The following is a 16,133-nucleotide window of genomic DNA, read 5'->3' on the forward strand; positions in this document are numbered from 1 at the left end:
TCTTACAGGGCCTTGACCAGCTCTGGCACGGCCGTGAACAGGTCGGCTTCCAGGCCGTAGTCGGCCACGCTGAAGATCGGTGCCTCGGGGTCCTTGTTGATCGCCACGATCACCTTGGAGTCCTTCATGCCCGCCAAATGCTGGATGGCTCCCGAGATGCCGGCGGCGATGTACAGCTGCGGCGCCACGATCTTGCCGGTCTGGCCCACTTGCCAGTCGTTCGGGGCGTAGCCCGCGTCCACCGCGGCGCGGCTGGCGCCCAGGGCGGCACCCAGCTTGTCGGCCAGCGGGGTCATCACTTCGTCGAACTTTTCCTTGCTGCCCAGCGCCCGGCCACCAGAGACGATGATCTTGGCGGCGGTCAGTTCGGGGCGGTCGCTCTTGGCGATTTCACTGCCCACGAAGGTGCTCTTGCCGGCATCAGCGGTAGCAGCAGCGGTTTCGACGGCGGCAGAGCCGCCGGTGGCGGCTGCGGCGTCAAAGCCGGTGGTGCGCACGGTGATGATCTTCACGCTGTCGGCGCTTTGCACGGTGGCGATGGCGTTGCCCGCGTAGATGGGGCGCTCGAAGGTGTCGGCGGCGACCACCTTGGTGATGTCGCTGATCTGGGCCACGTCGAGCTTGGCGGCCACGCGGGGCGCCACGTTCTTGCCGCTGGCGGTGGCGGGGAACAGGATGTGGCTGTAGTTCGAGGCGATGGCCAGGACTTGCGCGGCGACGTTTTCCGCCAGGCCATGCTCCAGGCCGGGCGCGTCTGCATGGATGACCTTGGCGACGCCAGCGATCTGGCCCGCGGCGGCTGCGGCAGCGCCTGCATTGTGGCCGGCGACCAGCACGTGCACGTCGCCACCGCAGGCCACGGCGGCGGTCACGGTGTTCAGGGTGGCGCCCTTGATGGACGCGTTGTCGTGTTCAGCAATAACGAGTACCGACATTTAGATCACCTTCGCTTCGTTCTTGAGTTTCTCGACCAGGGCGGCCACGTCGGCCACCTTCACGCCCGCGCCACGCTTGGCGGGCTCGGTGACCTTCAGGGTCTTCAGGCGCGGAGCCACGTCCACGCCGAGGTCTTCGGGCTTGACGGTATCGAGCTGCTTCTTCTTGGCCTTCATGATGTTGGGCAAGGTGACGTAGCGGGGCTCGTTCAGGCGCAAGTCGGTCGTGATGACCGCAGGCAGGGTCAAGGCCAGGGTTTCCAGGCCGCCGTCCACTTCGCGGGTCACGTTGACCTTGTCGGCCGACAGTTCCACCTTGCTGGCGAACGTGGCCTGGGGCAGGTCGGCCAGAGCCGCCAGCATCTGGCCGGTCTGGTTGGCGTCGTCGTCGATGGCCTGCTTGCCCAGGATGATGAGGGAGGGCTGCTCCTTGTCCACCAGGGCCTTCAGGAGCTTGGCCACGGCCAGAGGCTGCAGTTCGACGTCGGTTTCCACCAGGATGGCGCGGTCGGCGCCAATGGCCATGGCAGTGCGCAGGGTTTCCTGGCACTGGGCCACGCCACACGAGACAGCGATGACTTCGGTCACCAGGCCTTTTTCTTTCAGGCGCACGGCCTCTTCGACGGCGATTTCGTCAAAGGGGTTCATGCTCATCTTCACGTTGGCGATGTCCACACCCGTGTTGTCCGACTTCACGCGGACCTTCACGTTGTAGTCCACCACGCGCTTGACAGGGACCAAGACCTTCATTGCTGCGGCTCCTAGATAGAGTTGGTTGAATTGACGTTTACGTAAACTAGAACATTCTATGCCGCACTGCAACGAAAGCGCTACGGGGCCGGAACACAGACCTCACGATTCCAAAAAAGAACGATCGTGCTTTTTGTCGATTATAGGCGAGTGCACCGGGCGCCTGTCTAGAGTCTGCTGTCGCATGCGGCACCCCGTTCGCGGCCCCCGGGGCCCGGTCACCGCGCGGTGGCAGCCCCAGGCGCCGCTGGCGCGCCGGGTGACAGCGCCGCCGCCAGCCCCCCTTCGACCTGCACGTGCATGACCCGCTGGGGGTAGGGAATCTCGATCTGGTGGGCGCGCAAGGCGCTCAGGATGGCGCGGTTGATCTCCGAGCGCAGGCCCAGTGAGCCGTTCTCGGGGTCGGCGATCCAGAAGCCGACCGTGAACTCCAGCCCGTCGGCCCCAAACGCCGAGAGGGCCACGCTGGGGGCGGGATCGCGCAGCACCCGGCTGCTGGCCAGCGCGGCGTCCGCGAGAAGCCGGGTCACCAGGTCCACGTCGCTTTCGTAGGCCACGCTCACCACGGTCGACAGCCACACGCGGGGGTCGGCCAATGACAGGTTTTCCACCCGCTGGGTGATCAGCATTTCATTGGGCACGATGGACTCGCGCCCCGTGGACGAACGCACCACGGTGTAGCGCGCATTGATGTTGGTGATGCGGCCTTCGAAATTGTCGACGCGCACGTTGTCGCCGATGCGCATGCTGCGCTCGGCCAGGATGACGAACCCGCTCACGTAGTTGGACGCCAGCTTCTGCAGGCCAAAGCCGATGCCCACGCCCACGGCACCACCCAGCACCGACAGCGCCGTCAGGTCGATGCCCACGGCCGACAGCGCCATGATGAGCCCGACGAAGATCAACAGCGCCCGCACGGCATTGCTCACCGCCTTGCGCAGCGACAGTTCCGCCCCCGTGGCCGAGCGCAGAAGGCGCGACTCGATGGCGGCGGAGATCCACAGCGCGATGAGCAGCACCGCACCGGCGGTCAGCGCGCCTTCGATGATGGTGCGCACCGACAGCGTCGCGCCCCCTACCTTCCAGTGGATCTGGTCCAGCTCCTCCAGCACCAGCGGCAGCAGTCCCGTGACCCAGAGCACCATGCCCAGCCAGGCCAGCCAGGAGATGGAGCGTTCGATGGGCCGCACCCAGGCAGCGTCCGGGTATGCCACCTGCAGCACCTTCACGCCAATGCGGATCACCACCAGCGCCACCAGCACCGGGATCGCCAGCTTGAAGGCGGCCAGCGCCACCCAGTGGTGCAGCAGCGTGCGCGCCACATAGGCCAGGCTCAGCAGCACCAGCGGAAACAGCGCGCCATCCACGATGCGGGTGCCAAACAGAATGGAGCGTGGATCGCCCCGGTGCAGGCCCCGCTGCAGCAGCGAGACCAGGCCCCAGGCCAGGGCGACGCACCCCGCCAAGGCCGCCAGCTCCACCAGCACCGTCGGGCTGAGGAAGGACTGCACCCACAGGCCCACATCGTCGAGCATCGGCTTGTCCATCGTGGCGATCCTCAGCGCTTCCAGCGGGGCTGGCGTTTTTCCGCAAAGGCGCGCGCGCCCTCCTGCGCGGCCTCGTCCATCATGTTGGTGGCCATGGCCTGGCCCGCCAGCTGGTAGGCGGCATCCATGCCCAGCTCGCGCTGCTGGTACACCAGCGCCTTGCCCATGGCCACGGCCACGCGGGGCTTTTGCAGGATGGACTGCACCAGCATCTCCACCTCGGCGTCCAGCGCATCGGCGGGCACCACGCGGTTCACCAGGCCCTGTGCCAGCGCGGTGGGGGCATCGATGAAATCGCCGGTGAGCAACATTTCCATCGCCCGCTTGGCGGGCACATTGCGCACCAGCGGCACGCTGGGCGTCGCGCAGAACAGGCCGTAGTGGATGCCGCTGGTGGCAAAACTCGCGCTGTCGGCCGACACGGCCAGGTCGCACTGCGCCACCAGCTGGCAGCCCGCCGCCGTCGCCATGCCCTGCACCCTGGCGACCACGGGCACGGGCAGCTTGTGGATGGTGAGCATCATGCGGCTGCATTGGGCAAACAGCTTCTGGTAGTACGCCAGCTCCGGGTTCGCCGCCATGTCCTTGAGGTTGTGCCCGGCACAGAAGGCCTTGCCCGCTGCGGCCAGCACCACCACGCGCACAGATTCGTCGCGGTGCGCTTCGTCCAGCGCCTGTTGCAGGGCTGTCAGCATTTCAGAGCCCAACGCATTGAAGCGTGCAGGGTCGTTCAAAGTGAGGGTGATCACACCGCGCGTATCACGGGTGATCAGCAGCAGCTCGTCAGAATTCGGAATCGTCATGTTGTTTCTCCTGTGCACAGCAATGCGAGGGGCGTTTGAAACAGGCGCGCATGAGGCCAGTGCCACCGTGGAACTGGCTTCGCCAGGCCACGGGTGGCGTCCCCCTCAGGGGGAAGACGCCGCAGGCTGCTCAGGGGGAGTCAAAGATCAGCCAGGACGCGCAGATGCGCCTCCACGCTGCGCGCCAGCGGCCCCATCACATAGCCGCCCTCCAGGCACGACACGATGCGGCCCTGGGAATAGCGCCGCGCCACGTCCTTGACCCGCTGGGTGATCCAGGCGTAGTCCTGCTCGGTCAGGCCCAGCTGGCCCATGTCGTCCTCGCGGTGGCCGTCGAAGCCGGCGGAGACGAAGATCATCTCGGGCTTGAAGGCCTCCAGGCGCGGCATCCACATCATCTCGATGATCTCGCGGATGTCCATGCCACGGGTGTACGCTGGCACGGGCACGTTGACCATGTTGGGGGCCGGGTCCTGGTCGCCGCTGTACGGGTAGAACGGGTGCTGGAAGATGCTGACCATCAGCGCGCGCGGGTCGCCCGCCAGGATGTCCTCGGTGCCATTGCCGTGGTGCACATCGAAGTCCACCACCGCCACGCGCTGCAGGTTGTAGCGCTGCAGCGCATATTTGGCGGCCACCGCCACGTTGTTGAAGAAGCAAAAACCCATGGCCTTGTCGCGGCACGCATGGTGCCCGGGCGGACGCACGGAGCAGAACGCGTTCTCGACCTCGCCGGCCATCACCGCATCGGTGGCGGCCAGCGCGGCACCCGCGGCGCGCAGCGACGCCTTCCAGGTGTGGGCGTTGATGGAGGTGTCGGTGTCGATCTGCGCGTAGCTCGGGCCGCCCGCCATCAGCTCTTCGTTGAGCCGGTCGGACAGGCCCCGCAGCGCCGCGATGTGCATGCGGCCATGCGCCAGCTCGATGTCGGCCAGCGAGGCCTCGGGGGCCTCGTAGCGCTCCAGCGCATCGCCCACCCCGGTGACCAGCAAGCGGTCTTCGATGGCATCGAGCCTTTCGGGGCATTCTGGGTGGCCCGGGCCCATCTCGTGCTTCCAACAATCCCGATGGGTGAAATAGCCCGTCTTGCTCACAGTCAATCCCCGTGTCTCGTATTTTTTTGGATGGTTTTCGGATAACGTCGCGCCATGACAATGAATGCACAGCACAAGATCAAATCGCTTCTGGATCAGCTTAACACGGTGATCGTGGGCAAGCAGGCCCAGGTACAGGACTGCGTGGCCTGCCTGCTGGCCGGCGGGCACCTTCTCATCGAGGATGTTCCGGGGGTGGGCAAGACCACCCTGGCCCATGCGCTGTCGCGCACTTTCGGCCTGCAGTTCTCGCGCGTGCAGTTCACGGCCGACCTGATGCCCAGCGATCTGACGGGCGTCTCGGTCTACGAGCGCGGCAAGGAAGCCTTCGTGTTCCACCCTGGCCCGGTGTTCGCCCAGGTGCTGCTGGCCGACGAAATCAACCGCGCCAGCCCCAAGACGCAAAGCGCGCTGCTCGAAGCCATGGAGGAAAAGCAGGTGTCGGTAGAGGGCGAGACGCGGGCCCTGCCCCACCCCTTCTTCGTGATCGCCACCCAGAACCCGCACGACCAGCTGGGCACCTTCGCGCTGCCCGAATCGCAGCTCGACCGCTTTCTGATGCGCATCTCCATCGGCTACCCCGACCGCGCGGCCGAGCGCGTGCTGCTGGCGGGCGCGGACCGGCGCGACATGGTGGACACCATGCTGCCCCTGCTGTCCGACGAGGAACTGGCCGAGCTGCAGCGCCAGGTGCAGGCCATCCATGCGGCCGACCCGCTGCTCAACTATGTGCAGGACCTCATCGCCGCCACGCGCTCGGGCCGGTGGTTCCTGCAGGGCCTGTCGCCCCGCGCGGGCATTGCCCTGGTGCGTGCGGCCAAGGCGCAGGCCCTCATCAGCGGGCGCGACTACGTGGCGCCCGACGACGTGCAGGCCGTGCTGCCCCAGACCATCGCCCACCGCCTGGTGCCCGTGGGCGATGCCGGACGCGGCGCGGTGGAACAGGTGCGCGCCATGGTCGAGGCCGTGCCGCTGCCGTGAAATGACAGCCGCCCATCCCCCCGCCACGCTCCGCCCGACCGGGGGCTGGCGCGCCATCCTGGCCCGGGTGAGCCCGCTTGCGCCACTGCGCCGCCGCTTCCAGCGCTGGTGGCAGGCGCGCCTGCCGCTGAGCGACACGCTCGCGCTCACGCAGCGCAATGTCTACATCCTGCCCACCGGCTCGGGCTGGATGCTGGCATTGACGCTCATCGTGCTGCTCATCGCGTCCATCAACTACCAGCTCAACCTGGGCTACCTGCTGACCTTTCTGCTGGCGGGCAGCGCCGTGGTGGGCATGCACATCTGCCACGCCAACCTGCGCGGCCTCACGCTGCACCTGAAGGCGCCCGAGCCACACTTCATGGGCACCAGCACGGCGTTTGACATCCAGCTGTCCAGCGAGCGCAAGACGCCGCGCTACGGCATCGCCCTGTCGGTGCACGGCACGGGCAAGGAGGCACACCACTGGGCCTGGACCGACGTGCCCGCGCAGGGCCAGTCGAGCGTGCAGGTCGCTTTCAAGCCCCCGCGCCGGGGCCTGCACCGCGTGCCCACGCTGACGGCCGAGACGCGCTTTCCGCTCGGCACCTTCCGCGTCTGGACCTACTGGCGGCCCGCGGCCCAGGTGCTGGTCTACCCCGCGCCCGAGACCCCGGCACCGCCGCTGCCGACCGGCGAACCGCGCGCGGGCGGCGCCGGCAACACGCCCACGCAGGGCATTGGCGAATTCGACGGCGTGCGCGCCTACCGCCGGGGCGACCCGCTCAAGCTCGTGGTCTGGAAGAAGGCCGCCAAATCGCTGGGCACCGGCACGGACGACCTGGTCAGCCGCGACGCCCAGCAAGCCCAACGGCACGAACTGTGGCTGGACCTGGCCCGCGCCTCGCTGCCCGACCACGAAGCCCGCATCTCACGCCTGGCCGCCTGGGTGCTGCAGGCCGACCGGCTGGGGCTGGACTATGGCCTGCGCCTGCCGGGTGTCGAGATCGCCCCGGACACGGGTGCGGCGCACCGACGAAATTGCCTGGAGGCACTGGCGCTGTGCTGAACCCCGCTTCAAAATCCGTATCCAGTGGGCCCCTGTCGCATACAGGCAAGGCGCAGGGAGCTATATTTTTTATAGCATGTCCACCACTCCAAGCCGGGCCTGGACCGTTGCCATGAACCTGCGCCAGACCCTTGTTTCCCTGCCGCGCGACGCCCGCGACGCGCTCTTTCTGCTGTTCGTGATCGTCTGGGTCATCGCACCGCAGGTGTCCAACCTGCCGGTGTGGACCAGCCTGCTGGCCGGCGGGCTGCTGCTGTGGCGCGGCTGGCTCGCCTGGAAAGGCCGGCCCCTGCCCGGGCGCTGGACCGTGGGCGCCCTGCTGGTGGCGGCGGTGGCGGGCACGCTGTTCACGCACCGCACCATCCTCGGGCGCGATGCGGGCGTCACCCTGGTCGTCATGCTGCTGGCGCTCAAGATGCTGGAGCTGCGCGCGCGCCGCGACGCGATGGTGGTGTTCTTCCTGGGCTTCTTCACGATGCTCAGCAACTTCTTCTTCTCGCAGTCGCTGCTCACCGCCGCCGCCATGCTGGTGGCGCTGCTGGGCCTGCTCATGGCGCTGGTCAATGCCCACATGCCGGTGGGGCGCCCGCCCCTGGCGCAGACCTTTCGCATGGCGGGCACCATGGCGCTGCTGGGGGCCCCCATCATGGTGGCGCTGTTCATGCTGTTTCCGCGCATGGCGCCGCTGTGGGGCATGCCCGGGGAGAACCTCACGGGGCGCAGCGGCCTGTCGGGCACCATGAAGATCGGCGAGATGGCCGAGATCGCGCTCGACGAACGCGTGGCCATCCGCCTGCGCTTCGCGGGGGCGCCCACCGATGTCCCGCCCCAATCGGCGCTGTACTTCCGCGGCCCCGTCATGACGGCGTTCGATGGCCGGCAATGGCAGGCCGAGCCGTTTCGCGAAGACAGCGCCTGGGCCGCACGCGCGGCCCCGCCAGCCAACCTGCAGGTCAGCGGACCGGCCGTGCGCTACGAAGTGACGCTCGAGCCCCAGCGGCAACCCTGGCTGATGGTGCTGGAAGCCACCCCCGAGGCGCCCGAGCTGCCCAACAACATGCGGGCCTACATGACCCAGGACCTGCAGTGGATGACCTCACGCCCCATCACCGAGGTGATGCGCTACCAGGCCGTGAGCTACCCCGAGTACCGCCATGGCCCCCAGCAGTCGGTGCGGCAGCTGCGCGTGTACACGGAGCTCCCCCCCGGCTTCAACCCCCGCACCCTGGCTTTGGCCGCGCAAATGCGCGCAGACCCCGCGCTGGCCAGCGGCGGAACAAGCGCGCTGGTCAATGCGGCCCTGCAGCGCCTGCGCACGGGCGGCTACACCTACACCCTCGATCCCGGCGTCTATGGCGAACACACCGCCGACGAGTTCTGGTTTGACCGCAAGGAAGGTTTTTGCGAACACATTGCCTCGGCCTTCGTGGTGCTGATGCGCGCCCTGGATGTGCCCGCACGCATCGTCACGGGCTACCAGGGGGGTGAACGCAATCCCGTGGACGGCTACTGGACCGTGCGCAATGCCGATGCCCACGCCTGGGCCGAGGTGTGGATGGAAGGCCGCGGCTGGGTGCGCGTGGACCCCACGGGCGCCGTCTCGCCAGGCCGCGTGGGGGCGTTCCAGCGCCTGCAGGCGCCCCAAGGCGCGTTCGCGGCCGCGATGGGCACCCTCAGCCCGGGCATGGTGCAGAACCTGCGCGCCGTGTGGGAAGCCGTCAACAACAGCTGGAACCAGTGGGTGCTCAACTACACGCAGAGCCGCCAGATGGACCTGCTCAAGGCGCTGGGGTTTGAATCCCCCAGCTGGCAGGACCTCACCACCGTGCTGGGCACCCTGGTCATCGCGGCCGCGCTGGGCGGCATGGGCTGGAGCCTGTGGGAACGCAGCCAGCACGACCCCTGGCTGCGGCTGCTGGCCCGCACGCGCCAGCGCCTGGCGCGCGCGGGCCTGCCACTGCCGGAAACCCTGCCACCGCGCGCGATGGCCGAACGGGTGCGGGCACAATTCGGGGCGCCAGCCGACGCAGTGGCAGACTGGCTGCTGCGGCTGGAGCGACTGCGCTACGCCCCCCACCCCGACACCGAACTGGGCACGCTGCGGCGCGAATTCCGCACCCTGCCCTGGCCAAGGAAATGAATCATCCCCCTGAGCGGCTTCGCCGCTCCGTGCAGCCGCCAGAGACGGCAGCCCTTCGGGGCCGTCCCAGCCTGCGCTGGCAGGCCTGGAGCCGCGGCCCCCAGCCCCTTCTCTCGGCTCCGCCACGAAGGGGGGCGCCGCCAGCGCGGCGGGGCTGCCCTTGCGCGGTGACGCCGGCCCGGGCCGCGCCGGTTGCGCGGCGCAGGGACACAACAAAGTAACGAACAACCGACATGAAGAAGACAGCCCGATGGGCCAACATTGCTATATTTTTAATAGCATCTTGCACAATAACAGCAAGCGCCAGCCCCCAAAAACCCTCTAAACCCACCGCCACGAAGCAAAAGCCCGCGGTGCCCTATGCATCGCGCCCCGAGGCCCTGCAGTTTGCCGACGACCTGGCCGCGCGCCGCGACCTGGACCGCGAATGGGTGCGCCAGGCCATCGGGCAGGCGCACTTCCTGCCACAGGTCCCCCGCCTCATGCTGCCGCCAGCCAAAGGCACCGCCAAGAACTGGCGCGTGTACCGCAGCCGCTTCATCGACCCCATCCGCATCCGCGCCGGCCAGCGGTTCTGGCAGGAGAACGAGGCCACGCTGGAGCGGGCCGAGCGCGAGTACGGCGTGCCCGCCGAGATCATCGTGGGCATCATCGGCGTGGAGACCATCTACGGCCAGCAGATGGGCACGTTCCGGGTGATGGACGCGCTGGCCACGCTGGCGTTTGATTTCCCGTCAACCCACCCGCGTGCCAAGGAGCGCACCGCATTTTTCCGCGGTGAGCTGGAGCAGTTCCTGAGCCTCACCAACCGCAGCGACACCGACCCGTTCGAGCCCCGTGGCAGCTACGCCGGTGCCATGGGCCTGGGGCAGTTCATGCCGTCGAGCTGGGTGCGCTATGCGATTGACTTCGATGGCGACGGCCGCGTGGACCTGTTCAAGAGCCCGGCGGACGCCATCGGCTCGGTGGCCAACTACTTCCGCGGCCATGGCTGGACGCCAGGCATGCCCACGCACTTTGGCGTGCAGTTCGACGCCGCGCGCCTGCAGCTCGACGACCTGCTGGCACCCGACATCCTGCCCACCTTCAGCGTGGCCAGCATGACAGCCAAAGGCGCGGTGCTGGATGCCCAGGGCGCGCAGCACACCGGCCCGCTGGCACTGGTGGAACTGCAAAACGGCGGCGAGCCCGCCAGCTATGTGGCAGGCACCGAGAATTTCTACGCCATCACGCGCTACAACTGGTCCAGCTACTACGCGATGGCCGTGATCGAGCTGGGCCGCGAGGTGGCGGCGGCGCGAGCGCGCTGATCCTGGCGCTGCGACGGCCGGAGCAGGCGCACAGGGTCGACCGAGGGGCCGAGCACCGGATGGCCCGCAATACCCTTCGCGAGCCGAACTGCCTGGTGGGGCTGCGGATCGGAGCCAGCTGTGCTACCCGCACCGCACGCATCCGGTGGCGAAGGGGAAAGACCTGTCCTGGCCGCAGGGCCAAAGCGGGGTTTGCCAGCGCCTGCCAGCGCGGTTGCGCAACTCAAGCCACAATGCGTCGCTCCCCCGCTTGCCCGGCAACCGCCGCGGCGGCATGCACTATTCCTGACCACCATCCCATGCCTGCATCACCTTCTTCCATGCCCGCTGCGGACGCGATCGTCCGTGTGCGCGGCGTGAGCAAAACCTACGCTGGCGGGTTCCAGGCACTCAAGAACATCGACCTGGACATCCGGCGCGGCGAGATCTTTGCCCTGCTCGGGCCCAACGGCGCGGGAAAGACCACGCTCATCAGCGTGATCTGCGGCATGAGCAATGCCACGGCGGGCTCCATCAGCGCCGACGGCCATGACACCGTGCGGGACTACCGCGCCGCCCGCGCGGCCATTGGCCTCGTGCCCCAGGAGCTGCACACCGATTCGTTTGAAACCGTGTGGGCCACGGTCAACTTCAGCAGAGGGCTGTTCGGCAAGGCTCCCGACCCTGCTTTCATCGAAAAGATCCTGAAGGACCTGTCGCTGTGGGACAAGAAGGACAGCAAGATCCTCGCGCTCTCGGGCGGCATGAAACGCCGCGTGCTGATCGCCAAGGCGCTGTCGCACGAGCCCAAGATCCTGTTCCTCGACGAGCCCAGCGCGGGCGTGGACGTGGAGCTACGCCACGACATGTGGCGCCTGGTGCGGGCGCTGCGCGATGCGGGCACCACCATCATCCTGACCACGCATTACCTGGAGGAAGCCGAGGACATGGCCGACCGCATCGGCGTGATCCGCAAGGGCGAGCTGATCGTGGTGGAGGACAAAGATGTGCTGATGCGCAAGCTGGGCAAGAAGCAGCTTGCACTCACGCTGCAGCAACCGATGCAGCAGATACCCGCGTCGCTGGCCCGCTGGCCACTGGTGCTTAGCCAGGGTGGCACCATGCTCACCTACACCTTTGACACCCAGCAAGAAGACACAGGCATTGCCGCACTTTTGCGCGCGCTGGCCGAACACGGGATTGACTTCAAGGACCTGCATTCCAGCGAGAGTTCGCTCGAAGACATTTTTGTGGGCCTGGTGCACCAGGACAAGGACAAGGACAAGGACCAGGACCACGCCCCGTCGCAACAGAAAGCATCCCGAGCATGACCGGCCTGAACCTGCATGGCGTGCGTGCCATCTATCGCTTCGAGATGAACCGGGCCTTTCGCACCTGGATGCAAAGCCTGATCGCACCGGTGCTGTCCACAGCGCTGTACTTCATCGTCTTTGGCTCAGCCATTGGCTCGCGCATGGGCGACATCGGCGGCGTGAGCTATGGGGCTTACATCATCCCCGGCCTGCTCATGCTGTCGCTGCTGTCCGAAAGCATTTCCAACTCGGCTTTTGGCATCTACATGCCCAAGTGGTCCGGCACCATCTACGAGCTGCTCAGCGCGCCGGTCAACTGGGTCGAGGTGCTGCTGGGCTATGTCGGCGCCGCGGCCACCAAGTCGCTGCTGGTATCGGTGCTCATCCTCACCACCGCCAGGGTGTTTGTGCCCTACGAAGTGGCGCATCCAGTGTGGATGGTGGGCTTTCTGGTGCTCACCGCCGTCACGTTCTGCCTGTTCGGATTCATCATCGGCCTCTGGGCTGACAGCTTTCAAAAGCTGCAGGTGATACCGCTACTGGTCATCACACCGCTGACGTTTCTCGGCGGTGCGTTCTACAGCATCAGCATGCTGCCGCCGTTCTGGCAGACCGTTTCGCTGTTCAACCCGGTGGTCTATCTCATCAGCGGGTTGCGCTGGGCGTTCTACGGCCAAGCCGATGTCCACATCGGCGTGAGCGCGGGCATGACATTCGTGTTCATGGCCCTGTGCCTTGTCGTGGTGTGGTGGGTGTTCAAGACGGGACGGCGCATCCGGCGCTGAACGCACCGCAAGACGTGGGCTGGGCGGTGCTTCATAGAGTCAGCATTTTGAACTTGAAACAACCCGTTCGGTCTGAGCCTGCTGCAACTGGATCACCTCTTACCGCAAGACTCCTGCCCACCTTCAGCGCTGCCAGCATACAAGCAAAGGGCGGCGTGCTGGATGGCGCCGCCGCGCCCCTGGCCTCGTCGGACTACACAACGGCGTGATACGCCGAGCTACGTGCCGGGCACCGAAAACCGCTACGCCATCACCCGCTACAACTGGTCGATCTACTACGCCATGTCGGTGATCGAGCTGGGCAGCGAAGTCGCGGCTGCGCGGTCCACGCAGTAGCCGTCGACAGTCGGGCCGGCCGCCGCTGGAACCCAGCCCAGCTCCGGCGCAATGTACTGCGCGGTGTCACTCAGGATCTGCGCGTACTCGTGCACGTTGAAATCATATGGCAGTTCCAGCCGCAGCTCCTGCACGCGCGGCACGATCGGGTCCTGGCGCAGGCTTTCCAGGATCTCATCGGACGTCCCCACCAGATCGCGCGCAAACAGCGTACGGCGCTCGCCCTGGGGTGCCATCGTGCGAACCTCGCGCAGCGCCGCCCAGGCTCGGTAGCGCGCCCGGCTCGCAGCATCTGCGCTGTCCAGCGGCACGACGACCCGGCCCAGCGCCACACGCGGGGCGTGGGGAGCCGACCAGTGGGCATGAAACAGTTCGAGCTGACTGCGCTGCGCTGCGAAGAAATCGTCTGTCTGCTCACCACGGTTGAGGTTGCCGATCAGCAGGTGGTAGCCCTGGGCACCCGCCCACTGCGCAGACTTCAGCGACCCGCCGCCGTACCACAGTCTCTCCACGAGCCCCGCCGCATGCGGCTGCACCCGCGGGCGCTGGCGTCCTGCGGGCGACTCCACGAAAAAGTCGTCGTCGCCGAAATAATCACCGCGCAGGTTGCTGCGCAGCCGCTCCACCCGCGCGTGCGAAAAATCGATGGCCTGCGCATCGCCGTCGAACAAGCGCCCGCCCAGCAGCGGCCCGTACGGTGGCGCCCCCGCACTCAGCCCCACCTGCAGGCGCCCGCGCGACAGCACGTCCACCGTCGCCAGGTCCTCGGCCAGCCGGAAAGGGTTCTCATACCCCATCTGGATCACCGCCGCGCCCAGCGCGATGCGCCCCGTGCGCTGCGTGGCGGCGGCCAGCAGCGTGGCCGCGGACGACACCGCCCGCTCCAGATGCCGCTGGCGCACCCACGCGCCCTGGTAGCCCAGCGCTTCCCCCAGCTCGAACAGGCGCAAGGTGTCCTCCAAACCCTGCAGGGGGCTGTCCTCGGCATAGTTGCCCGGCGTCAAAAATGCAAGGTGAGAAATGGCCATGATGAAAAGAAGAGGATCAACAGACTCGGTCAAAACGCTGCCCACAGCGCTCGCAACCGGCGCGCCCCCATACCAGCGCACCCGTGGATCTGGCTCCGCCAGTCCACCGGGTGCGTCCCCCTGAGGGGGAAGTCGCGCAGCGGCTCAGAGGGCTTCAGAACTTGGGCAAGCCCGGGGGATTGGTTTCCGATTTGGGCAACGCTTCCTCCAGCAAACTCCAGCGCTGCAGCGCCTGCGTGTACTTGCCGTTCTTGATGAGCCCATTGGTGGCCAGCGTCAGCGCATCGGCCAGGCCCGAGCCCTTGCGCGTGGTGATGGCCACGTCGGACTTGAGCGGCCAGCCCGCGTTCACCGTGCCCACGAGCTTGATCTTGCCGTCCTTGGCCGCGTGGTAGGCCTGCGGCGCGTTGGGGTTGAAGTTGGCGTCGGCCCGGCCCGACACCACGCCCAGCAGCCGCGCGGCGTCGTCGTCGAAGTACACGGGCTCCACGGGCTTGAGGCCCGCGGCGACGTTCTGCTTGTTCCACTCCAGGAGGATGCGCTCCTGGTTGGTGCCCGATCCGGTGATGACCTTCAGCCCCGCAATGTCCTTGGGCTCCTTGATGGAGGCGATCTTGCTGTCGGCGCGCACATAAAAGCCGTGCAACCCCAGGCGGTAGGTGGAGAAGTCGTACTTCTCCTTGCGCAGCTCGGTCACGCCCACGTTGGAGATCACCGCGTCGTACTTGCCCGAGGTGAGCCCGAGCGGCCAGTCGGCCCAGGCAATCGGCAGCAGTTCGAGCTTGAGCCCCAGGGCGTCGGCAATCAGCTGCGCATAGTCCGGGTCGAACCCCACCACCGTCTTGGCGTCGCTGGCATAGGTGGCGATGGGGGGCGCAAACGGCGCGATCGCCACGGTGAAGACTCCTTCCTTCACGAACTTGAAATTCTTCGGAATGGCCTGGACGGCCGCTGCGTCTTTCTCGGCGCGGATGCGGCCCATTTGCTCGGGGCTGAAGTCAAACGCGGTGGCAGCACCGGCCACGGTCCACGCGCAGGACAGCGCGCACGCCGAGGCCAGGGCCACCAGGCTGCGGCGCGACAGGGAATGGAGAGTCAGAATCATGGATGGTCCTTGAAGGCTGCAGGCTTACTTCTTGGGCAAGCCGGGAGGGTTGGTGCGCGAGACCTGGATGGCCTCGGACTGCAGGTTCCAGCGCTCGAGCGCCTTGGCGTAGTTGCCGTTCTTGATCTGCGCATTCAGTGCCGTGGTGATCGCGTCGGCAATGCCCGAACCCTTGCGCGAGGTCACGGCAATCTCGGCCGCCTGCGGCCAGCCGCCCGAGAAGGTTCCCACCAGTTTCGTCTTGCCATCGCGCGCGTTGTGCGCGGCGATGCCGTTGGGGGCCAGGTACGCGTCGGCGCGGCCCGAGGCCAGCGCCAAGTACAACACCACATCGTCGTCGTAGTACTGGATGTCCACCGGCTTGAGGCCTGCGGCGATGTTCTGCTGGTTCCAACGCAGCAGGATCTGCTCCTGGTTGGTGCTCGCGCCGACCACCACCTTCAGGCCCGCCACATCCTTGGGCTCCTTGACGGACGTGATCTTGCTGTCGGCCTTCACATACACGCCCAGCTGGTCATTGCGGTAGGTCGAGAAGTCGAACTTCTCCTTGCGCTCCTCGGTGACGGTGACGTTGGAGATCACCACATCGAACTTGCCGGACTGCAGGCCCAGTGGCCAGTCGGCCCAGGCCACGGACACCAGCTCCAGCTTGCGCCCGAGGCTGTCGGCCACCAGCTGTGCGATGTCCGGCGCGTTGCCGACGGGCGTTTTGTTGTCGGTGGCATAGGCGCCAAACGGCAGCCGGCCCGTGGTGGTGCCCACGGTGAGCACACCCTCCTTCGCAAACTTGAAATCCTTGGCGACGAGCTTGATCGCCTCGTCCACCTTCTGCGAGCGGGCGCGCGTGGGCTGCTCGGGACTCAGGTCGATGGCCTGCGCAGCCGCGTGGATGGGCGCCAGTGCGGCGATGGACGCAGCGGCCAGTGCCAGGGCTGCGAGGGTTCGGTTCACAAGGGTCATGGATCGGCTCCGGGGATGA

The 16,133-nt window shown here is 67.0% G+C and carries 14 protein-coding genes and 1 pseudogene; 7 read left to right on the forward strand and 8 right to left on the reverse strand.

The window, feature by feature from the left end:
* Nucleotides 1–2 precede the first annotated feature (2 nt).
* From AC07PV_RS07205 to AC07PV_RS07225, 5 genes are all read right to left on the reverse strand, one after another.
* Nucleotides 3–935, reverse strand: coding sequence for an electron transfer flavoprotein subunit alpha/FixB family protein (locus AC07PV_RS07205; RefSeq protein WP_494594558.1), 933 nt, complete (start codon nucleotides 933–935; stop codon nucleotides 3–5).
* Nucleotides 936–1,685 (reverse strand): electron transfer flavoprotein subunit beta/FixA family protein, encoded by a 750-nt coding sequence (locus AC07PV_RS07210; RefSeq protein WP_494629812.1) that lies wholly within the window; start codon nucleotides 1,683–1,685, stop codon nucleotides 936–938.
* A gap of 218 nt (nucleotides 1,686–1,903) precedes the next feature.
* Nucleotides 1,904–3,232, reverse strand: coding sequence for a mechanosensitive ion channel family protein (locus AC07PV_RS07215; RefSeq protein WP_218293909.1), 1,329 nt, complete (start codon nucleotides 3,230–3,232; stop codon nucleotides 1,904–1,906).
* 11 nt (nucleotides 3,233–3,243) lie between these two features.
* The gene (locus AC07PV_RS07220) at nucleotides 3,244–4,035 is read right to left on the reverse strand and encodes an enoyl-CoA hydratase (protein WP_218340659.1); all 792 of its coding nucleotides are present in this window, start codon (nucleotides 4,033–4,035) and stop codon (nucleotides 3,244–3,246) included.
* Between the two features lie 140 nt (nucleotides 4,036–4,175).
* Complete coding sequence (locus tag AC07PV_RS07225) at nucleotides 4,176–5,081, reverse strand: histone deacetylase family protein (protein ID WP_255591329.1); 906 nt, start codon at nucleotides 5,079–5,081, stop codon at nucleotides 4,176–4,178.
* A gap of 108 nt (nucleotides 5,082–5,189) precedes the next feature.
* Between AC07PV_RS07225 and AC07PV_RS07230 the strand changes: the two genes are divergently transcribed.
* The 7 genes and pseudogenes from AC07PV_RS07230 to AC07PV_RS07260 form a co-directional block, all read left to right on the forward strand.
* A complete protein-coding gene (locus AC07PV_RS07230; protein WP_218294447.1) occupies nucleotides 5,190–6,110 on the forward strand; it encodes an AAA family ATPase in 921 nt (306 codons plus the stop codon).
* 1 nt (nucleotide 6,111) lies between these two features.
* Nucleotides 6,112–7,158, forward strand: a complete 1,047-nt coding sequence (locus AC07PV_RS07235; RefSeq protein WP_218340658.1) for a DUF58 domain-containing protein — start codon at nucleotides 6,112–6,114, stop codon at nucleotides 7,156–7,158.
* A gap of 112 nt (nucleotides 7,159–7,270) precedes the next feature.
* Nucleotides 7,271–9,298, forward strand: a complete 2,028-nt coding sequence (locus AC07PV_RS07240) for a transglutaminase TgpA family protein (RefSeq protein ID WP_494629813.1) — start codon at nucleotides 7,271–7,273, stop codon at nucleotides 9,296–9,298.
* 233 nt (nucleotides 9,299–9,531) lie between these two features.
* Nucleotides 9,532–10,608: a lytic murein transglycosylase B gene (gene mltB / locus AC07PV_RS07245; RefSeq protein ID WP_494629814.1), complete on the forward strand. Its 1,077-nt coding sequence runs from the start codon at nucleotides 9,532–9,534 to the stop codon at nucleotides 10,606–10,608.
* Nucleotides 10,609–10,907: 299 nt separating this feature from the next.
* Nucleotides 10,908–11,918 (forward strand): ABC transporter ATP-binding protein, encoded by a 1,011-nt coding sequence (locus AC07PV_RS07250; protein ID WP_494629816.1) that lies wholly within the window; start codon nucleotides 10,908–10,910, stop codon nucleotides 11,916–11,918.
* 5 nt (nucleotides 11,919–11,923) lie between these two features.
* On the forward strand, nucleotides 11,924–12,685 hold the full coding sequence (locus tag AC07PV_RS07255; RefSeq protein WP_218294445.1) for an ABC transporter permease: 762 nt from the start codon (nucleotides 11,924–11,926) through the stop codon (nucleotides 12,683–12,685).
* Nucleotides 12,686–12,751: 66 nt separating this feature from the next.
* Nucleotides 12,752–13,021 (forward strand): annotated as a pseudogene (locus AC07PV_RS07260) (lytic murein transglycosylase B); the annotation flags it as partial.
* On the opposite strand, the gene AC07PV_RS07265 reads toward AC07PV_RS07260, so the two are convergent.
* The 3 genes from AC07PV_RS07265 to AC07PV_RS07275 form a co-directional block, all read right to left on the reverse strand.
* Nucleotides 12,961–14,049, reverse strand: coding sequence for an LLM class flavin-dependent oxidoreductase (locus AC07PV_RS07265; protein WP_494629817.1), 1,089 nt, complete (start codon nucleotides 14,047–14,049; stop codon nucleotides 12,961–12,963). The pseudogene AC07PV_RS07260 and the gene AC07PV_RS07265 overlap by 61 nt on opposite strands.
* Nucleotides 14,050–14,203: 154 nt before the next feature.
* Nucleotides 14,204–15,154, reverse strand: coding sequence for an ABC transporter substrate-binding protein (locus tag AC07PV_RS07270; protein WP_494629818.1), 951 nt, complete (start codon nucleotides 15,152–15,154; stop codon nucleotides 14,204–14,206).
* Between the two features lie 24 nt (nucleotides 15,155–15,178).
* Entirely contained in the window at nucleotides 15,179–16,114 is a 936-nt protein-coding gene (locus AC07PV_RS07275; RefSeq protein ID WP_494629820.1) for an ABC transporter substrate-binding protein, read from the reverse strand.
* Between the last annotated feature and the right edge of the window lie 19 nt (nucleotides 16,115–16,133).

It is taken from the genome of Acidovorax sp. GW821-FHT09A11 (assembly GCF_059418365.1).